19 protein-coding genes are annotated in these 17176 nt (G+C 41.9%); 11 read left to right on the top strand and 8 right to left on the bottom strand.

All coding sequences use genetic code 11. The annotated features are described in order from the left end of the window. Positions 1 to 224: 224 nt before the first annotated feature. The 4 genes from spxA (at position 225) to pepF (ending at position 4964) form a co-directional block, all read left to right on the top strand. Complete coding sequence (spxA, locus tag IEW67_RS08755; RefSeq protein ID WP_188632692.1) at positions 225 to 620, top strand: transcriptional regulator SpxA; 396 nt, start codon at positions 225 to 227, stop codon at positions 618 to 620. 354 nt (positions 621 to 974) lie between these two features. Next, on the top strand, positions 975 to 1670 hold the full coding sequence (gene mecA / locus IEW67_RS08750) for an adaptor protein MecA (RefSeq protein ID WP_188632691.1): 696 nt from the start codon (positions 975 to 977) through the stop codon (positions 1668 to 1670). A gap of 156 nt (positions 1671 to 1826) precedes the next feature. Then, positions 1827 to 2993, top strand: a complete 1167-nt coding sequence (locus tag IEW67_RS08745; protein WP_188632690.1) for a competence protein CoiA — start codon at positions 1827 to 1829, stop codon at positions 2991 to 2993. Between the two features lie 159 nt (positions 2994 to 3152). Next, complete coding sequence (pepF, locus tag IEW67_RS08740) at positions 3153 to 4964, top strand: oligoendopeptidase F (protein WP_188632689.1); 1812 nt, start codon at positions 3153 to 3155, stop codon at positions 4962 to 4964. 135 nt (positions 4965 to 5099) lie between these two features. On the opposite strand, the gene IEW67_RS08735 is transcribed toward pepF, so the two are convergent. The 5 genes from IEW67_RS08735 to IEW67_RS08715 all read right to left on the bottom strand — a co-directional run bounded on the left by IEW67_RS08735 (position 5100) and on the right by IEW67_RS08715 (position 8536). Continuing rightward, a complete protein-coding gene (locus tag IEW67_RS08735; protein WP_188632688.1) occupies positions 5100 to 5285 on the bottom strand; it encodes a hypothetical protein in 186 nt (61 codons plus the stop codon). Between the two features lie 79 nt (positions 5286 to 5364). Then, complete coding sequence (locus IEW67_RS08730; RefSeq protein WP_188632687.1) at positions 5365 to 5508, bottom strand: hypothetical protein; 144 nt, start codon at positions 5506 to 5508, stop codon at positions 5365 to 5367. A 912-nt stretch (positions 5509 to 6420) separates the two neighbouring features. Further along, entirely contained in the window at positions 6421 to 7317 is an 897-nt protein-coding gene (locus IEW67_RS08725) for a ClpXP adapter SpxH family protein (RefSeq protein ID WP_188632686.1), read from the bottom strand. Positions 7318 to 7428: 111 nt separating this feature from the next. Continuing rightward, positions 7429 to 7812 carry a globin domain-containing protein gene (locus IEW67_RS08720; protein WP_188632685.1) on the bottom strand — a complete coding sequence of 128 codons (384 nt, stop codon included), beginning with the start codon at positions 7810 to 7812 and terminating at the stop codon, positions 7429 to 7431. 58 nt (positions 7813 to 7870) lie between these two features. Next, complete coding sequence (locus IEW67_RS08715; protein WP_229671719.1) at positions 7871 to 8536, bottom strand: CYTH domain-containing protein; 666 nt, start codon at positions 8534 to 8536, stop codon at positions 7871 to 7873. A 129-nt stretch (positions 8537 to 8665) separates the two neighbouring features. Between IEW67_RS08715 and yjbM the strand changes: the two genes are divergently transcribed. The 3 genes from yjbM to IEW67_RS08700 are packed head-to-tail and all read left to right on the top strand — an operon-like array spanning position 8666 to position 11011. Continuing rightward, a complete protein-coding gene (yjbM, locus tag IEW67_RS08710; protein ID WP_188632684.1) occupies positions 8666 to 9271 on the top strand; it encodes a GTP diphosphokinase in 606 nt (201 codons plus the stop codon). 13 nt (positions 9272 to 9284) lie between these two features. Then, the gene (locus IEW67_RS08705; RefSeq protein ID WP_188632683.1) at positions 9285 to 10094 is read left to right on the top strand and encodes an NAD kinase; all 810 of its coding nucleotides are present in this window, start codon (positions 9285 to 9287) and stop codon (positions 10092 to 10094) included. A gap of 23 nt (positions 10095 to 10117) precedes the next feature. Next, positions 10118 to 11011: an RluA family pseudouridine synthase gene (locus IEW67_RS08700; protein ID WP_188632682.1), complete on the top strand. Its 894-nt coding sequence runs from the start codon at positions 10118 to 10120 to the stop codon at positions 11009 to 11011. A 28-nt stretch (positions 11012 to 11039) separates the two neighbouring features. Here the strand turns inward: IEW67_RS08700 and prpE are convergent, their stop codons facing one another. Continuing rightward, complete coding sequence (prpE, locus tag IEW67_RS08695) at positions 11040 to 11780, bottom strand: bis(5'-nucleosyl)-tetraphosphatase PrpE (RefSeq protein WP_188632681.1); 741 nt, start codon at positions 11778 to 11780, stop codon at positions 11040 to 11042. Further along, a complete protein-coding gene (locus IEW67_RS08690) occupies positions 11780 to 12961 on the bottom strand; it encodes an FtsW/RodA/SpoVE family cell cycle protein (RefSeq protein ID WP_188632680.1) in 1182 nt (393 codons plus the stop codon). Before IEW67_RS08690 ends, prpE begins: the two co-directional genes overlap by 1 nt. A 556-nt stretch (positions 12962 to 13517) precedes the next feature. Between IEW67_RS08690 and mgtE the strand changes: the two genes are divergently transcribed. Then, positions 13518 to 14876: a magnesium transporter gene (gene mgtE, locus IEW67_RS08685; RefSeq protein ID WP_188632679.1), complete on the top strand. Its 1359-nt coding sequence runs from the start codon at positions 13518 to 13520 to the stop codon at positions 14874 to 14876. A gap of 106 nt (positions 14877 to 14982) precedes the next feature. Continuing rightward, complete coding sequence (locus IEW67_RS08680) at positions 14983 to 15480, top strand: CotO family spore coat protein (protein ID WP_188632678.1); 498 nt, start codon at positions 14983 to 14985, stop codon at positions 15478 to 15480. 83 nt (positions 15481 to 15563) lie between these two features. On the opposite strand, the gene IEW67_RS08675 is transcribed toward IEW67_RS08680, so the two are convergent. Then, the gene (locus tag IEW67_RS08675) at positions 15564 to 16082 is read right to left on the bottom strand and encodes a CotY/CotZ family spore coat protein (RefSeq protein WP_188632677.1); all 519 of its coding nucleotides are present in this window, start codon (positions 16080 to 16082) and stop codon (positions 15564 to 15566) included. Between the two features lie 283 nt (positions 16083 to 16365). Between IEW67_RS08675 and IEW67_RS08670 the strand changes: the two genes are divergently transcribed. Both IEW67_RS08670 and IEW67_RS08665 read left to right on the top strand, forming a co-directional pair. Beyond that, the gene (locus IEW67_RS08670) at positions 16366 to 16596 is read left to right on the top strand and encodes a hypothetical protein (protein WP_188632676.1); all 231 of its coding nucleotides are present in this window, start codon (positions 16366 to 16368) and stop codon (positions 16594 to 16596) included. Between the two features lie 238 nt (positions 16597 to 16834). Continuing rightward, positions 16835 to 17026: a hypothetical protein gene (locus IEW67_RS08665; RefSeq protein WP_188632675.1), complete on the top strand. Its 192-nt coding sequence runs from the start codon at positions 16835 to 16837 to the stop codon at positions 17024 to 17026. The last annotated feature ends 150 nt before the right edge of the window (positions 17027 to 17176 follow it).

Below are 17176 nucleotides of genomic sequence, written 5' to 3'. Positions count from 1 at the left end.
GTTAGCAGGTTTAATTTAAGATGGTTTAGGGAAGATTACAACCAGATGCGAACATTTTGTAGACATATATAATTTTATCAACTTTTTTCGAAAATCCTCTACCTTTTATTTGACAACTATAGTATAATTATACATATAAGTTAATTAAACTTATTTTAATCTAATAATAAGTTTGCTGGTGTTTATTAAAATGTTTATACATTCTAAATGAGGAGTGAAGTTACATGGTAACACTTTATACCTCACCAAGCTGTACTTCTTGCAGGAAAGCAAAGGCATGGCTGGAAGAACAGGGTATACCATTCAATGAGCGTAATATATTTTCTGAACCATTAACACTCGATGAGATTAAGGAAATATTGCGGATGACTGAAGATGGTACTGATGAGATTATATCAACCCGATCGAAAGTTTTTCAAAAGCTGGACGTCGATATTGATCAATTACCGATGAAGGACTTGTTTAATTTGATTCAGCAAAATCCCGGGTTACTGCGCCGCCCAATCATCCTTGATGAGAAGCGGTTGCAAGTAGGATATAACGAAGATGAAATACGCAGATTCCTGCCAAGAACGGTACGCACCTTCCAGCTGCGCGAAGCTCAACGGTTGGTTAACTAATTTTTAGACCCAATATAAAATTTCAAACGCAGATCGCTCAATACCAGGTCTGCGTTTTTTGTTTAACTGTAATTCGGGATTAATTCGTGCCGCGTGAAAATTAAGTGATAATTTTTGAAACAGCTAGTGACAACGGAAGCAATATCAGTTAGAATGTAAAAATCAATCATATATATAGGCATATAAATTTTCAATTACGATGTTCGTATCATACAATGAAATTAAGGATTAATGATTGGTTATAAAACTGTTCAAAAGGGGAATATGATTAACAAGAAAGGTGTAATTGACTCTTCCACCATTTGGATTTGACCCTTAAAGTCATGATTCTTATAACGAAGGGAGAGAAAACGAATGGAAATAGAACGTATTAATGAGAATACGGTAAAATTTTATATTACGTATGTAGATATTGAAGATCGCGGATTCCAGCGTGAAGAAATCTGGTATAACCGTGAGCGGGGCGAACAACTATTCTGGCAAATGATGGAAGAACTTAATTATAAAGAGGACTTTAATGTTGATGGTCCACTGTGGATTCAAGTCCAGGCAATGGATAAAGGATTGGAAATCGTTGTAACAAAAGCACAGATTTCCAAAGATGGTGAGAATATCGAACTTCCAGATGAGAATGGGAAACCGGTTGATATCTCAATGGACGATAAAATAGAAGATGTTCTTGATGATAAGTTTGGCAATGAAAAAGAGGAACAAAACTCTGAATCTGGAGAAGAAGACGGCAATCTTTCATTAATTGTCCGTTTCAATGATTTTGAGGATGTCATCCAATTGAGTCACTATTTCAAAGGTAATGACGATGAATTAGATAACGTGCTTTACCATTATAAAAATGATTATTACTTGTATGTCGAATTTCCGCAAGAAGATGATGACAAGCAGGAAGACATGCTCAGTCAAATATTTGAGTTCGCAAATGACACAGATGTAACCATTCATTTCCTTGAGGAATATGGTAAACAGATTTTTGAAAATGACACATTTAAACAAATACGCTCCCATTTCCCAGCTGTGATTGGACGCTCTGAATAAAAGAGTGTCTTTTTTTTATTTATAACGTCAGAAAGTATAAATTATGGATGCCCTTATAAGAAATACCTCGGTATAAGGCGAGGCTGGGCCTGATTTTTTTCCAAGCAGGATTTTTGTTAATCTTTGTCGAATATATAGATTGGAGGTGGTTACTTTATGCTTCAAGCTAAAACTGAATATGGAAACATCATGACACTGGCATCTTACACACGAGAGGAAATATCTTTCTTGCAGAAACACACGCAGTTCTTTTGCCCAGCATGTCAGGAACCGGTCATAGTAAAAGCGGGCTCCAAAATGATACCGCATTTTGCCCACAAATCGAAAAGCAGTTGCCCGGTGCGGGAAGGCGGTGAGGGACCTTATCATGAGAAGGGTAAACTACTGCTTTACCAATGGCTCAAATACCAGCGGCTTGATGTCGAACTGGAGGTATACTTGCCGTCAATCAATCAGCGTCCTGATCTCCTGATTAATCTGAAGCACAAAAAGGTAGCAATTGAATACCAATGTGCCAGAATTCCGCCCGCCGACATCATTAAACGAAACGAGGGGTATCAGCGTGAGGGGATTATACCCATCTGGATTTTGGGAGCGAATCAGTTCGATCGCCGCAAATCGAATGAAATTGGAATTGATCAGTTTAGGCTTCATTTCATCCATCAGTTCTCTGTGAATTTTCCACTGACATTATATTTCTTCTGTCCCGATACACTCCGGCTCACGTCTTTTCAGGATCTTCATTTCCCTGTAATGCAGCGGGCAATGGGGGAAATCACCATCCGAAAGTTAGACGAAATGGTGTTTACTGATTTGTTCACTGTTTCCTTTGCTGCACGAGAAAATCTATTTAAACGCTGGAAACAGAAAAAACGATCATTCCGAACACGTCCTTCCAGACGCATGTTTGGTCAGGAATTAGCGTGGAATCACTGGCTTTATGCCAACTCGGCTCACCGTGAAACCCTCCCGTCCATTATTTATCTTCCGGTATCGGCACAATTTAGAATGCTGACACAGCCATGGGACTGGCAGAGCCGCTTGTGCCTTGAGATTATCCATCCTGTTGCAGCAGGCGGAACGTTCAGTCTGCAGCGATGCATGCATATGCTGCACCGTCATATCCGTTCAGCGTCACTTCCGCTTATTCAATCTGAACCCAACCCTGTTTATCAGTATCTCCAACTCCTCATAGAATTGAAAGTCATCAACGAGTCTGCTCCGGATCACTTTACCAAACTTAAACCGATTATTTTTTATGATCATATCGAGTCTGCGCTTAAAGGCGATGCATTACTGATGGATCAATTTTTACCGCCTTAACAGGGCATGTATAAAGTGAAACTTCAATACCCATTACATGTGGATAAAGCAAAATACGGGCATGATTCCGCAGTGATTCGTTATACTAAATATTAGGCAGGAGTTTTAGGGATGGAATAGAATATATTATATGTACCTGATTAGAAGGAGGACTTGTATATGGCAAATGCTGCAAAAGAACTGCCGAAACGAAATGAAATAGCAGAGGAACGCCAATGGAGACTGGAAGATATTTTTGCAACGGACGATGAGTGGGAAAAAGAACTGGAATCATTGAAAAATGATTTGCCGTCTATTGAGAAATTTCAGGGTAAAATCGCTGATTCAGCGCAAAATCTGTATGATGTATTGCAGCTTCAGGACCAGCTGTCAGAACGGCTAGGAAAATTGTTTACATACGCTCACATGCGCTATGATCAGGATACGACCAATTCGACGTATCAGGCGATGAATTCCAAGGCGGAAAATCTTTTAACGATAGCTTCGAGTTCAATGAGCTATATTGTGCCGGAAATCCTGGAAATGGATGAGGAAGATCTGCGTAAATTTTTGAATGAACATAAGGCATTAACACTATATGAACATGTTCTCGATGAAATAAACAGGCAGCGTCCGCATGTGCTAAACGAAAGAGAGGAAGCGCTGTTGGCGGAAGCGTCTGAACCGATGTCAAGCGCATCCAATACGTTCAGCATGTTAAACAATGCCGACTTGAAGTTTCCCTCGATTAAAAATGAGAACGGGGAAGAAGTGGATCTGACTCATGGCCGATACATTGGTTTTTTGCAATCCGATGACCGGCAAGTGCGTAAGTCGGCGTTTAAAGCGATGTATGATACGTACGGTGAGTTTATTAATACGTTCGCATCAACCTTAACCGGAACTGTGAAAACGGACAATTTCGATGCCAAGGTCCGGAACTATGATTCCGCCCGACAAGCTGCATTGGACAGCAATAATATTCCGGAAACAGTGTTTGAGAATCTGATTGAGGCAGTCAATGAAAAGCTGCCGCTTCTGCATCGGTACATGCGATTGCGCAAGAAGGTGCTTGGACTTGATGAACTGCACATGTATGATATTTATACACCACTCGTTAAGGATGTGGATATGGAATTTTCCTATGAACAGGCTAAACAGCACGTACTTAAAGGCTTGGAGCCACTCGGAGAAGATTATGTCAGTGTGCTGAAGAAAGGTTTCGAAAGCCGGTGGATTGACGTCGATGAAAACAAAGGCAAACGGAGCGGTGCCTATTCATCCGGTGCGTATGGAACACATCCTTACATTTTGCTGAACTGGCAGGATAAGCTGGATGACTTATTTACGCTGGCCCATGAGCTTGGTCATTCCTTGCACAGTTACTATACCCACAAATCTCAGCCGTTCCGTTATGGCAACTATTCGATTTTTGTAGCCGAAGTGGCATCGACAACCAATGAAGCCTTGTTAAATGATTATCTTCTGGAGAATGTTGATGATGAGAAACGAAAACTATTTTTACTGAACCATTATCTTGAGGGTTTTCGGGGAACTGTTTTCCGTCAGACGATGTTTGCTGAATTTGAACATGAGATTCATAAACGCATGCAAAATGGTGAAGCAATGACGGCGGAATCATTAACGCAAATTTATTATGATCTCAATAAAAAATACTACGGGGAAGATGTTGTTTCAGATGAGGAAATCGGTAAAGAATGGGCCCGGATCCCTCACTTTTACATGAATTATTATGTGTTCCAATATGCAACCGGGTTTTCCGCTGCTACAACACTTGCACATAATATCCTGAATAACAAAGAGGGGGCAGTTGACCGCTATCTCGATTTTCTCAAGGCCGGCAGCAGTGATTATCCGATCGAAATTCTTAAGAAGGCCGGCGTTGACATGACATCAAAAGAGCCAATATTGTCAGCACTCGATGTGTTTGAAGAAAAACTGAATGAAATGGAAGAATTGCTGTTGAATTAAAATTCATTACGTTAGGCTGTCACGGCTCACAATGGTTGTGACAGCCTTTGTTTATGCTGAATGCATTTTAATTCCTTAAACAACTCACGATTCCGTTCACACAAGTAGGTCAAGGTCAAATACCATTCTGTCTGCTCACCCGCGTATCCGGCCGCCACGATACACATTCCGGTGTGTGAATGTAAAAATGGTTAAATAAATTGAGATGAAAAGCAGGGGCAGCGTAATATACAGTGGAATCAGCTGCATGAGTCCAAGTAAATTTAAAAAAGCAGCCACAACCGTTATAACGAAAAAAATAAACGGAAGAAGTTCCTTCATAATATCCGCTCCTCATTGCTGAGTTTCTTGTGGCTGAGCTCGGCGCCACATATATCCTTATGGCCTAATCATGCCGCTGTTACAGTATATGTGACAAATATGTGAAATAGAACAGTGACATTTTTGTGAAATGCTGAACACCATGATTGATAAATAGAGCAGCTATTGATAAGATTAAAAATGTGATATGAGTCACAAACAAAACCCCTTTGTTTTTGATCATGAAATTTTCTCCCATCCCCCTTTGTTTATACAGAGACGGAGAAAAACAGGATGTACGCTGCCCCGTACATCCTGTTTTTTGTTTCGCTGAAAAAAATCACATTCATTTGCTGCCTCGTGTGTGAATATTGTCTTACAGCATTAGGCAAAACCGAGCAAAAAGCGAAATAGCGGAAGGAGAGAATCCGCTAAAGCTGAGTTATTCGGGCTAAACGGATCCTCGTTCCGATAAATGGACAAAAACCGCCCTATTCAGTGTTGTAATGAATCCTCATTCCGCTAATCGGGTGAAAACAGGGCAAAACCAGGGCAAAAAAGGCAAATAGCGGAATCAGGATCCGCTAACGTGTTTGAATAGCTTTAATTGAAGTGAATAGCGGAATGAGGATCCGCCAAAGCTGGGTTATTCGGATTAAACGGGCCCTCGTTCCGCTAATCGTGGAAAAACAGGGTAAAACTATGGGAACAAAGCTGCGGGGCGCCCGTTTAGCGATGCACAGACTGCGCTCAGCGCTGCAGGTGGGTCGGTGTTGACGTTCACCATAAGGGTATAAGTGCTCCTGGGCCTCTGGTTTCACTAATCGGCAAGTCTTCTTTATCGGATAGAGGTGAAGGAAGTAATGTTACAGCTTTAGCGCTGGAGCCGGATGTGGCATTTTCTGATAAAGCATTCGCCTCGTCTTATAGCGAATGCCGAAGCTTTTCCTATAAGAGGTTGTTCAAAAAGTCCGGTAAAAATGACACTTCGAATTTCTTCGTTGGCTTGTTTCTCCGCTGCTCGGAACTGCGCCGCCTCGAACTTCTTGGTCCTTTTTATCCTTTTTTTGAACATGCACTATAAGGTCATCCATAATTTATATAACTTCAGATGTTAAAACCAAAAACCCAAAGTTATTCTGTTTAACTTTGGGTTTTATTCATCAATATGCTCCCAGAATGTGCCGTATTTTACCGGGATTTTTTTAACTGATTGCTGCAGTTGCATTTTTTTCATTTCTTTTTCAGCTTTTGTTGCGGACCAGTCGTATACAACCGATACTTCTTTACTGCCCACAACCTGATAAAACCGAACAAAGTGCTCAAGCGGCGGTTTACTCGATGGAACCGGATCTTTCTGCAGAATCTGTTTCAATATTTCCACATAGATATCATATGGATAGAGCCCGGAAACCTTAATACCTTGTTCATTGGTTCGCTGATTGAAAAATACAATCGTCGGGATATAATCGACTTCCATTTCCCGGGTCAGCTTCAAATCAGATTGGAAAGCCTTTTTGGCGGATTGTGAATACAGATCATTGGTAAATTCCTCTATATCCAGTTTGGCTTCTTCTGCGCACTTCAGCAAAATAGACATGTCAGATATGTTTTCTTTGCCGAGGAATGCCCTCTCCTGAATCCTTCTTAAAAATGTCTTTCCCGCTTTTTTGCCCTGCAGTTCAGCTGCTTTTACAGCAAGCGAAGCAATCCATGGCGAGGTGATGTGGTTTTCTGTCCACATGTCACCATCACATGACATACCGGTGCGGGATGCGGTTTTTTCCCAGATGTGCTTTAGGCGCTTCGGTTTATCAAAAATATCTTTATTTAATTCGTTTAATTGTCCGCTGAGAATCGGCTGTAAGGTAAAGAAGCGTCCGTACTCTATAGACAATTTTTTTAAATAAGGCTCGAGGGACCAGCATTCGGGACATAACGGATCGATAAAAACGTATATTTCAACCGGTTTTTGAACAAAATCGACATAGCTATATTTAGACGATGTGTTTGTGTTATTTGAGCTTGATAATCCTGCCTGATTCCAACTCACATCGATTCTCCTTTCTAAAGGATGTCAGAAAATCAATAGGTAGTCATACGCAACAGGATGTCATTGATTCCTGTGGAGCTGATTGAAATTCTGTATCGAAACCTCTTGTATTCATTTATCAGGTGTATTCACCATATGGTGTGCGGTCATGGTCAGTTTCTCAAATATAGCTGTCCGATACGGTTCGTCAATGTTGGATTCGATAAGGGCTGCATTCATACATTCAAGCCACGCATCCCGGCGTTCCGGGGTGATTTCAAATGGTGAGTGGCGCCGCTTCATCATCGGGTGCCCCCGGTCTTCGGTATACCATCTTGGACCGCCGAAGAATTGTGTTAAAAATAGCCGCTGCTTTCTGGCTGTTTCGGTCAGATCGGCTGGAAAAATGGGTACGAGTTTTGGATGGTTACCGACACGTTTATAAAAAGCCGTCACTAAGGTGTCGATGGCTTCGAATCCGCCAATCGCTTCATATATGGTTCCAGTTTTTCTCATCAGTTTGTGCTCCTCTTACATTTGTATATATTTTAGCAACGTCAAAAAATAAGAGCAACTAATCTGATTTGCGGTACCCCTTATTTACAGGGGTGGATTGAAAAAAACGCTCGATTTTATTCGGGGTATGCCGTTTTTCGATGCAGAACTCATTCATAATGTCATGCATTACGTCAAGCCCGTCTGATTCGGATTGTGCTTCAATTTCAAGCTCATAATCATTATAGCCGTGGTAGGTGCTGTAATCTAGGACCAGCAGCACATTTTGATAGTCAAGTTCACGCCGACTGGTTGCCAGGCTGCCATAATACATCAGTTCTTCTGCATGGAGATGATGAACGGCCAGACGTTCTGCAATGTTCATCTTCAGTGTTATATTCGATTTCATCCATTGCTCTGCTTCTTGAGGTGTCAACGAATCATGTGTTTCCAAAAGCCCCTGGGGATGCGGCTCTTTCAGTGTGGCTGTGAATGCACCATTTCTATCCCTGATTCTGAGTGCACAGCCACGTTCCTTTAAGGTGAAATCAGTTGTTTCAAAGTAGTGGTTGACCTGTTGTTGTGCTTTTTCAGGGAAGGGAAGTTCCTCCCGAAGCCGTGTGAATTCGGCTTCTGTCAACAGATTTTTATATTCTATTTCAATTTCCTGTGTCAATTGGAACCCTCCGTACCTGGTTATCTTGGCATAACAGGCAGTAAACCACCCATAAATGCCTGATTCCATTCAGTGGGAAAATCCCCCCACAGAATGCAGTTTCACTTTATTATGGCGAATGATGGGCAATTATGCAAAGAATCCTTGGTGAATATGTTATGATATTTGAAGAAGATGACTCAACAGGTGGTGTAAAGAATGAATTGGGAAGCATTGCTTGCCCCTTATGCCCAGGCAGTAGAAGAACTGAAAATAAAATTAAAAGGTATACGAAAACAATATGAATATGAGTCAAAACATTCACCGATTGAATTTATAACCGGGCGCGTTAAGCCGGTACCAAGTATTTTGGAAAAAGCTGAAACAAGGCGGATTCCCCTTGACAGAATCGAAGAATTGCAGGATATAGCAGGCGTACGGGTTGTTTGTCCATTTGTTGATGATATATATGCTATTGTTAAAATGATCCGATCCCGTGAAGATTTACACATCGTTGAAGAAAAAGACTATATATCACATAAAAAAGAAAGCGGCTATCGCTCCTATCACATTATTATTGAGTATCCTGTTGAAACTATTCATGGGGTAAAAAAGGTTTTGGCAGAAATTCAGATCCGTACACTGGCTATGAACTTCTGGGCAACCAATGAACATTCTCTGAACTATAAATATAAGGGGAAAATTCCGGAAGATATTCAAGCCAGACTGCAACGTGCAGCCGAGGCAGCTTTTAAACTTGACGAGGAAATGTCCATCATTAAAAATGAAGTACAGGAAGCAAAACGAATATTCCACCGTAAATAAGGGAGGCTGGCAAGTGAAGTTCGCGATTGTGTCTAAAGGTGATGACCGGTCCAATAAAATACAGGCGACAATGAAGCAATATTTAACCGATTTTGATTTGGAATACGATGAAACCAATCCGGAGCTGGTTATTTCCGTCGGTGGTGACGGGACGTTTCTGGAAGCTTTTCATCAGTACATCCACTGTCTTGATTCAACATCGTTTATCGGAGTACATACCGGGCACTTAGGATTTTATGCAGATTGGACGCCGGAAGAAGTGGAAAAGTTGATTATAGAAATTGCCAAAACACCTTTTCAGGTTGTTGAATATCCGCTTCTTGAGGTGATCATCCGCGATTTTGATGGCAGTGAGGAAAGCCGTTATCTCGCATTGAACGAAGCGACGATTAAAACAGCTGAAGGGTCCGTCGTGTTTGATGTCGAAATCAAAGGATCCCATTTTGAAACATTTCGTGGTGACGGACTGTGTATTTCCACGCCATCCGGCAGTACTGCTTATAATAAAGCACTCGGAGGCGGGATCATTCATCCATCGCTGGAGGCGATTCAGTTGACAGAAATTGCCTCGATCAACAACCGGGTCTTCCGGACAATCGGCTCTCCGTTGATATTACCGAAGCACCATACTTGCATGCTGAAACCGATAGGCAGAAAAAAAACCTTTTTAATAGCGGTTGATCATTTTACAGAGAATTATTCCAATGTCAAATCCATTCAGTGCCGGGTGGCCAAGGAACCCGTACGATTCGCGCGATTTAGGCCATTCCCTTTCTGGGATCGTGTTCGTGATTCCTTCGTTGCTGATGATGACGATGTTTAATATGGAACCGGGGATGGTGCAACATGAAATGGACGATAACCCAACAACATGAAGGGTTAATCATACGAAACTATTTGCAGCAAACACATAAAATGTCAAAACGGATGATTAAGCACATTATACATGGCGGTGGATCCATAAAAGTGAACGGCATTAGCCGGACGGTCAAATATAAGCTGAAAGCAGGAGATGTGGTCGCTGTTACCTTTCCTGAAGAAAGGAGGGGGACCATGATGATCCCAGAGAAAATGCCGCTTAATATCCTTTATGAGGATGATGACATTCTGGTTATCGACAAGTTGCCGGGACGGGCCGTCATCCCATCCTATGTTCATACATCGGGGACAATTGCCAACGGTGTATTGGCACATTATGACGAGAACGGCCTTTCTTATACATTTCACCCGGTAACCCGTCTTGACCGGAACACATCTGGTGCAATGCTTATTGCCAAGCATCGCTGGAGTCATTCGGTACTGTCAGATGCACAGAAAAATGGAATGATTGACCGTACCTATTTTGCCATGATCGAAGGACGTCTGCCGCGGGAAAAAGGAACCATCAATGCACCGATTGGCCGCAAAGATGGTTCGATTATTGAGCGGACAGTGACGGAAGCGGGCAAACATGCCGTGACGCATTACACTGTTTTACATAAATTTCGTCATCACACGCTTGTTCGCGTCACCCTTGAAACCGGTCGGACACATCAAATCCGTGTTCATTTTTCGCACGCCGGTTATCCGCTGGCAGGTGATGATTTGTACGGCGGAAGAACGGATTATATTGACCGGCAGGCTCTCCATTGTCATCAACTATCATTTGAACACCCTATCACAGATGAGGTGATGGATTTTTCGGTGGAAATCCCGGCTGATATGAACACGCTAAGTCGTGAGGACCGCTGCGGAAATTGAAGGAGATATATGAACTATGAATGAAGCTCTAATCAACATACTGGAATTTTTCCGGAACAAAAGACTGGTCTGATCGGACGGATACGGTTTGTTCCTCCGGCAGGCGAAATGCCGTTAATGCATTTCCGAATACACACCCTGTATCAATATTAATGGTTTTATGGACAGTGCGCGGCTCCATGACAGGTGTATGGCCGTAAACAATCCAGCGATCACCTTTATAATGTTGTGCCCAGTCGCGTCTAACGGGCCTGCCGTCATCATAAACTCCGCCAGTTACATCGCCATACAGGACAAAAGAGCGCACTTTCTTATCATACCGTCCGATATAGTGTTCTTTTATCCCGGCGTGCGCAGCAATTGCATTAACATCATGAAGCTCCAAATAGAGCGGTGCTTGTTCATAAAGTTCCATAAATTGTTTTTTAACCGATTGCTGTTCGGACTGCGGTAAATTCTTGTATTCGGTGACGGTCGTCTCAAGACCATGCCGCACTTGAACGTTGTTTCCAAGGAAATAGCGGTAAAGCTTATTGCAGTGGTTGCCGGGAACATAATACGCCTTCTGATGGTTCAAGACCATTTCATAGACGAGCTGTATCATGGCTGTTGAATAGGGGCCGCGATCCGTAATGTCACCAAGAAAAACCGGAATCCTGCCATCGGGATGCACAAAAATCCGCTCATATCGCCCATACCCCAATTTGGAGAAAAGCGTATGCAATTCGCTGATGCATCCATGCACATCCCCAATGACATCATATCGCATTAATTTTTCCACCTTGTTTCAAACATATATTCTTTCGTTCTCGAATGGACGTTTAGTACAATTCCGATTGCGAGCATGTACGTAAGTGTTGAGCTTCCGCCGTAACTGAGAAATGGGAGCGGTAGTCCAGTAATCGGTAGCAGTTGAATCGACATGCCGATATTCTGGAAAATTTGATAGGCGAACATGCCGACCATTCCAGTTACAAGATAGCTTCCATAGTCATCATTGCTTTGGATAGCTATATAAATCAGGCGATAAATCAACAAAAAAAGCAAAGTGACAACAATACTGGAACCGATAAACCCGAACTGTTCAGCTACTGCTGTGAATATCATATCCGTATGCTGTTCAGGTACCGAGACTTCCAGATCACTGATGCCTTTTCCGAACAGCTGACCCGATCCAATCGCCATCATGGCGGTAATCAACTGGTAACCATAGCCGCCGTTGGTTTCCTCAGGGTTAAGCCAGCCGATGAATCTGCCCGCGACATGTTCAAGACCGGACGTATCAAGGAATCCAGCAACAATATCAGGGAAAAAATACGACACAGCGGTAATGAGGGAGATAGCAACCAGAGCAATGAACCCTATGAAAAACAGAATCCGCCATCTGATTCCCGAAACGAGTACCATGCTGCCCATAATCGCCGCGAGCACCAGAAATCCGCCCAGATCCGGCTGCGTTGCCACAAAAAACATGGGCGGAAACGAGATAACGATGCATTTCAATAGCAATATAATATCACTTTTTAATGTTTTCTCAACGTATTTGTTATTGTGACGGACGATGACATGTGCCAATGTTATGACTAAAATAACCTTAATAAACTCACCGGGCTGAATCGTTCCAAGCACAGGAAATTTGAACCAGCTGACAGCACCATTCGCTTCGTGAACGATTCCTGGTGGAAAACCGGCAAAAAGCATCACTAACGAGAGTAGTCCAACGCCATACAAAATCCAGGTGATTTGATGGAACCGGTCATAATCGATCAGCATGACTGCAGTAATAATAAGCCCGCCGACAACGTACCACATGCCTTGTTTCAGCCAGTAACCGGAACCCTCACTTGCCGATAACGTCGGTTCCAGTGTATATAATGTAAATATGCTGGCTACTCCAAGCAGTATAAGTATGGATAATATTGTATAATCTACATTAATTCGGTTCTGCATGTTTTAACCTAACTCTCCGTATAAATCTTGTTGCCTGAACAGATTTCTTAAAGTATGTAACCATAACAAGGCGAGGAATACCGAAATTGTTGAACAACCTCTTTAAGAGGTTGTTCAAAAAGTCCGGTAAACATGACACTTCGAATTTCTTCGTTGGCTTGTTTCTCCGCTCCTTGGAAAAGAAAAACACTTTTCCTGCGTGCGAAGCGGATTCAGGGTAGCATTACTTGTGCTCATGTATCTAAAGGCATACACTCCGCTGCTCGAAACTGCGCCGTCTCGAACTTCTTGATCCTTTTTATCCTCCTTTTTGAACACGCACTTTAAGGGAATAATAGATCTAACGACAAAAATCATCAACGTATATGAACCCATTATACCTTTAGTTTACACGAAATCAATTGATATTTTAAGCATTATCATCAAAAAAATTATTACAGTGGGTGTTGAAATAGAAGGGAAAAAACGGATTTTTTGACCAACCTCTAATGGGATTTTAAGTTTAGGATGAGTCGTCTCTCGTGTATAATGAGACATGGTGAAAGGACGTGAGCGCATGGATAATAACGTTTCGGAACAGATTCTCCAGGAAGAATTACAGACACTTGCTGCAAATGGAAAAATCGATTCATTTCGCGAAAAATTTCTGGACATGCATCCATATGACCAAGCCTCATTTTTCATAGAACAGCCGGAAGAGATACGTTTGAACATTTATACGTATCTGTCGCCGGAAGAAACAGCGGGCATGATGGAACATATTGAATTGGATGATATCAAACCATTATTTACTGAAATGGATCCGCGTTATGCGGCAATGGTTATTGAAGAAATGGCGACAGATGATGCTGTTGACATGTTAAACGAGCTGGAAAAAGATGTGGTCGTCAGTCTGCTGACCATTATGGATGCGAAAAATGCTGCCGAAATCAAGGAATTGCTTCACTATGAGGAAAAAACCGCCGGAAGTATTATGACCACCGAGTTTGTGGCGGTTTACGAGTCAAAAACAGTTCAGGATACCATGCAATATTTGAAGGCTGAGGCGCCTGAAGCAGAGACGATTTATTATTTATATGTCGTCGATGAGGATAAGCATCTTGTTGGTGTGGTTTCCTTAAGAGATTTGATAATAGCTGAACCGGATATGCGCGTTGCTGATGTCATGAGTGAAAAAGTATTATCTGTTTCAGTGGCAAAAGATCAAGAAGAAGTTGCCCGAATGATCCGAGACTATGATTTCCTGGCAATTCCGGTTGTCGATTTTCAGAATCATTTACTTGGTATTATAACGGTCGATGATATTTTGGACGTTATGGAAGAGGAAGCCGGTGAAGACTATTCTATGCTTGCCGGTGTATCTGATAAGGACAGTCCAAAAGACAGTGCCTTCATCTCGGCAAAAAAAAGACTGCCCTGGCTGGTAATCCTTTTATTTCTCGGAATGTTAACCGCAAGCCTGATCGGACAATTTGAAGAAGCACTTGAACAGGTAGCTGTTCTTGCTATTTTCATTCCGTTGCTTGCCGGAATGGCTGGTAACACAGGAACTCAAGCTCTGGCAGTTGCTGTCCGGGGGCTGTCGACAGGTGACTATGGTAAGCAAGGGAAATTGCGTCTCATGTTCCGTGAAGCTTCTACCGGATTAATTAATGGCATCGTTTGTGGCACTTTGTTAACAGGAATTGTGTATTTTTGGCAGGATGACATCTACCTTGGAATGCTGGTTGGATTTTCAATTATGGTGATATTGGTGATTGCCACTTTGGCTGGAGCACTGGTACCCATCTTTATGGATCGGCTGAATATTGATCCGGCCGTTGCTTCAGGACCATTCATCACAACCATTAACGATATTATTTCCATTTTAATATATTTTGGCCTTGCAACGATGTTCATGCAATATTTGGTTTAGGGTCATCGTATGGAACGATCAGCTTATCCTTTATGGGCATACACACATTTATAGCGAGGTTCATATAATGGGTTGACGAATGGATTAATAAAGGAGCGTATAATAAATGGGAGATAAAAGAAGCGCAAAAAGTCCATTACTTTACATTCATCAGCCACATGTACACACACCCAAGGTATCCATGCAAAGCCATTATATGACACCAAAAAAACAGCAGGATAATCAAAATAAGCAGTCAAATAGGGCAGTAAAACGTCCCTCAAATCGAAATCATTTTACGAAACAGGTTGCCGAAGATGAATCCGACAATATTGATTCAGTGAATAGAGATGATTATGATAAGCAAAACAATGAAGATGAAGATGCTGATTACCAGCAGAAAAAATTTAAAGACATGACATTACTGGAACGTGTGCATTATTTTCTGAACCCACCGAAGTATGCACCTGTCATGCGGTGTGAGATACGGACAACTGAACGGAAGCACCGTGGTAAAATAGTCGATTATCAGGATGAGCAAGTATATATGCAGACAGGAAGACGAACAACGCCGACCAATATTCCATTTAATACAATAAACGAAATACGGATGATCGGGTTTTAAAGTTGAATGAAATGTTTGAACAACTTAAGCACTTAAATGAAAAAAGGTGCAACGGGAGTCCCCGTAGCACCTTTTTTCTAATATTATCTGTTAAATACGTCTATTGCAGGCAGGCATGTTACATGACAGAAGCAATCCAGGTCAACAGTAATGCAAATGCCCGTTGCTTCCAGATGTTTAGTGTCCTGATCGGTTGGGTCTTTCATATGGTCATACGCACATGAATCGCCATCACTCAACAGTAATTCAAGTACAGCGCATCCATCATAGTCAACCCGCTTAACTCTGAAGATAAAGCTTGAAAGGATTTCTCCGATATTGTTTCTGCTGTTATCTTCGTTATCACGATAATATTTCCTGTTTGCACCGAAGCCTTTGAATGGTTTACAGTCTTTGCAGTATAAAATGACAGGAACTGTATCCAATCCATTGCCATTTTCTGTTTCTCCCAGTAAGTCATTTATTGACTGTTCACAGCTGGTTTCACAGCAGTTTTCGATAACGTCGTTTTGTGCTTCTACAATATCCTTTAGAATATCTGCCACACAATTGCCTTTTCCGCCATAATCTTTTTCAAAATCTCTTTCTTTTCCACAACCCATGAATTATTACCCCTTCCTTTAGAGTTATTGACTTGGTGTCCCTAATAAGATATGTACTGCTGGGTATATGGTGTGGGCACTCGTCTTTATCGGGCGAATATTTCTAAGGGCAAATACCAATTGCTTCTTCATCAAGGCTGAAGCGTCAGCGGTGGTGATCATAGTATAGGCCATTTTGTAAAAGAAACTTTCAAGGTTATTGGGACACTAGCCTATACCTTATGGTTAAAAGTACATAAACTAATAACGATTGTAATTCTAATTCATAAGGAGTGTTGACGTCATGTCTGATCATAAAGATCATAAAAAAGTCATACATGTCAAGGACTTAGTCATCAAAGCGGACAATGTTCATATAGAACCACAGCATCATCGTCCGCGACGGGATCCGTTTTTTGGCCGTTGGATGGGAAGAGATGATGAGGCATATAAAGAATCGGCGGATAAACAGGATGATCATTATGAAGAAACTGAAGAAGACAAAAAGGGCAAAGGTCCGTCTTCGTGGATTTAAAACATGACAGGTTAGGGCAGCTATGTGGCTGTCTTTTTCTTTGGCAGTGATTTTCTTACTTCATAAATGCAACTAAAGCTTTCGCCATTAGAGCTTGGCGATAAGCCAATTTTTTTAATAACGTCAGAAAGTATAAATTGTGGAAGATCTTATAAGCTATGGCGCTTATTATAAGGTAAGGCGAGGGCCGAGGATTATCTAAAAATAGGCGGTGACTGAAAGGAAGGGAGGTAGCGGAATGAGTGACAGATTGCTCCGGACATTACAGATTATCGAAAAACATTTGGAAAAAAATGAAAAGTGGTTTCAATATCCGGAAAAGAAAATGCGATTAATTGAAGATGAAATGCACACCTGGGATGCAGAATTTCAGAAGGGGATCATATCGTTTGAAAAAATGATGGCTGAATTTGAAAAAATCATGGAGTGAAGGAAACTGTCGAGCTCCCGAGACAGTTTCCTTCAAACATGGGCGCGAGATCGAAAACATGGGCGCGAGATCGAAAACATGGGCGCGAGATCGAAAACATGGGCGCGAGATCGAAAACATGGGCGCGAGATCGAAAACATGGGCGCGAGA

It is taken from the genome of Lentibacillus kapialis (assembly GCF_014646635.1).
In the GTDB taxonomy this organism is placed as follows: domain Bacteria; phylum Bacillota; class Bacilli; order Bacillales; family Amphibacillaceae; genus Lentibacillus; species Lentibacillus kapialis.
The sequence above is the reverse complement of the archived record's forward strand: the minus strand, read 5'-3'. Positions and strand labels throughout refer to the sequence as shown.